We start from the raw sequence: 2,776 nt of genomic DNA on the forward strand, positions 1-2,776 counted from the left end.
CACCAAAGTCCAAATGATTTAACACGCCCTGTAAAGTGTTATGGTAGAGGTGTTGTTGGATACGTAGAATATTCTGATATACCTACTAGAACAGAGTGGGTTAATAAATGGAAAGTTATTGCACCTAAGTCTAATAATATTGGCACTGAATTGAATGATGATAATTTCAATACCATAATCGCTGCACCTAATACTATATGTACTGAGACTTACCTTGTTTTTGGTGCCGAGTTAGATTTAGATGAACAATCTGCTCAGAACCTTTCCAAATACTTACAAACAAAGTTCTCAAGATATCTTCATAGCCTAGCAAAAGGCAGTCAAGATGCTGCATCAAAAACATATCGATTTATTCCTTTACAAAATTTTAAATCGAGTTCAGATATTAATTGGAGACTCCCGGTTGATAAAATTGATCAACAGTTGTACAACAAGTATGAGTTTTCATCAGATGAAATTAACTATATTGAAAATAAAATTAAGCCGATGAATTAACTAATTAAGGTCCCCTAATATATCTAGGTAACACTTATAAATATAGGGTACCTTAATATTTTCTATAAATAATTATCTACATCCTCTGTCTTCAATTTTATATAATGCTCCATAATTGTCTGGTGTGACTTATGACCAGATTGCTTAGCAATCGTTGGAATGTCCGCACCCTTTTGGTACATGGCAGTAATCTGCGTTTTTCGAAAGGTGTACGGTGCGAAGCCGAGCCAGCTTTGAATGGCTTGATTGTAGCTGACTTCACTAATTTGTCGACTCGTGTGGTTGCCCCATTTATCGGCAGCTCCGACGAAATAATCCTCTGGCATTAATTCGCATGCCACGATATAGTTTCGAATCGCCTGCACGCACTCTAGCGTCAGGCGTTTTTCTTTCATCTCACCCTGCTTGACCATCATTACTTGAACTGTGCGATTTTCTAAATCGAAGTCACTCACTTTGAGCCGTACCATTTCCGAAGGACGGTTCGCCGTAATAAGGTTCACTAAACAAATCGCACGCTTGCGCATATCACTTTTCTTATCGGTATCGTACCGATCAATGAGTCGCAGTACATCACTTTGCTTTTCAGCTCTTTTCCCACGCATCGGCTTTAAGCGCAAATATTCCTCTTGATTATATAAGCCTCGCAGTAATTTGATGCTCGTATCGTGCGCTGAGGTGAATTGAAATCTATATTCATGCACTAACCAGTATTTCACGCCGGCTAAACGTCGGTTAAATGTCGACAGTCGCACTTGCTGTTGTGTAATTAAATGATGAAGATACAGTTCTAACGATTCAAAATCTAACTTTAATAAATGTTCATCGCAAAACGCCTGGAACTGTTTAAAGTCAGATTGATATTGCATCAACTTTTGTTGTTGGATTTTCTGCAGCGTTTCATCTTTTTGTTTGGTCATTTTATATTGCTGCAAAGAAAATAGAGTTTCTTCCATAGTATAAATCCTCTTTTCCTACCAGTTGTGTAGAGACCTAAAAAGCATACTCTGCATCCATTTCAATTTCATCAACAAATTTCAAAAGTGAGATGACATGATTGCAAATCAATTTACTCTCATTCTTATTTAAAATTACATTGTCATGAGCATAACTTTCCGTATTTCTAACATGATTAAAGTTATTTAATACATTCATGTTCGCCTTAATAATTTGAAGAGTCATGTTTGATTGAACCCGACCAGAGGCTTCTAAATACTTTTGATATTTAGAAAACAATGTATGTAATGCGTCCTTCTGTTCATAAGCAATTCTATGTTTTTGACACAATGCTCTAAAGTATCTAACACTAAAAGTATGTAATCTATCTAAAGCTAATTCTGGCTGACCACCTAGTAATTTTTCTTTGATTTCAGCAGATAAAATTTGAATAGATTGATAATTTAAAACATCTACACTTATAATTGAATTAAGATCTTCAACTAAATTAGTCCCTTGTAAAATATCTAACGCCTTTTTACATTTTTCGTGTAAAAGTAACTCTTCATCACTAAACTCTTGACCATACGCTTGCTTATTCTCAAACCAATAAGCTAACATATCTGATAATAATTTATGAGTAATGTAGTCATCTTCTTTTTGCCAAAACAGTCGCAATCTCTTCGCTTTCGATAATGGAGCATTATATTGTCCATCAAAAATATCAATACCCGTTGATTCTAAAATAAAATTCTGAAAGGTCCTGTCGCTAAAATTTAATACATAACCTGTTTCCATCCCGAAAAGCTTTTCAAATAAACTAGTTTCTTTAATCTTTAACGAGCTCATTTCTCTCCCCCTACAAGTTGAAATTATACAAACATACGCTCTATTTATTATACCATCATCAACCTTAAACAAGCATTATTTTTTAAGGTCGAGAGAAGGAAAAGACTTCACATATTTTATTAGTCAATCCTCTTTCGTCATTGTAAAATATAGGGAGAAATAAATCGAAAGGTTTGATTTATATTTTATCCTTTTTAGAAAATGAACTGATTGCAATTTTAGCAGTCTTAGGGATTATTGTGCCTGCTTTATTTACGCTTTTCAGTGTAAATAATTATACGTCCTTTGATCGTAAATTAGTCCCTCGTAATAAAAGCTCTATCATTTATGTTAAACAGTTAATCGGAACATTTCTTTATATCATCCCGCTATTTATTGGTTCAGCTTATTATTTTGCTTTTCTCGGCTACAAATTCACTGGATTTATTATTATTTATTCAGTTATCTATCTAATATTCACAATCTATTTAGTGAGCAAAATTATTTCCCTTTGGAA

General features: G+C 34.0%; 3 protein-coding genes and 1 pseudogene. 2 read left to right on the forward strand and 2 right to left on the reverse strand.

What is annotated here, in order from left to right:
- Positions 1 to 495 (forward strand): annotated as a pseudogene (locus QI30_RS20740) (Eco57I restriction-modification methylase domain-containing protein); the annotation flags it as partial.
- 62 nt (positions 496 to 557) lie between these two features.
- On the opposite strand, the gene QI30_RS19765 reads toward QI30_RS20740, so the two are convergent.
- Together QI30_RS19765 and QI30_RS19770 are read right to left on the reverse strand one after the other, a co-directional pair.
- Positions 558 to 1,451, reverse strand: a complete 894-nt coding sequence (locus QI30_RS19765; RefSeq protein WP_126992142.1) for a tyrosine-type recombinase/integrase — start codon at positions 1,449 to 1,451, stop codon at positions 558 to 560.
- 37 nt (positions 1,452 to 1,488) lie between these two features.
- Positions 1,489 to 2,280 (reverse strand): abortive infection family protein, encoded by a 792-nt coding sequence (locus tag QI30_RS19770; RefSeq protein ID WP_126992141.1) that lies wholly within the window; start codon positions 2,278 to 2,280, stop codon positions 1,489 to 1,491.
- Between the two features lie 173 nt (positions 2,281 to 2,453).
- On the opposite strand from QI30_RS19770, the gene QI30_RS21050 reads away from it, so the two are divergent.
- A partial coding sequence (locus QI30_RS21050) for a chlorophyll a-b binding domain-containing protein (protein WP_233600655.1) occupies positions 2,454 to 2,776 on the forward strand: 323 nt, incomplete at its 3' end.

Origin of the sequence: Candidatus Kurthia intestinigallinarum (genome assembly GCF_003991225.1) — a bacterium.
In the GTDB taxonomy this organism is placed as follows: domain Bacteria; phylum Bacillota; class Bacilli; order Bacillales_A; family Planococcaceae; genus Kurthia; species Kurthia populi.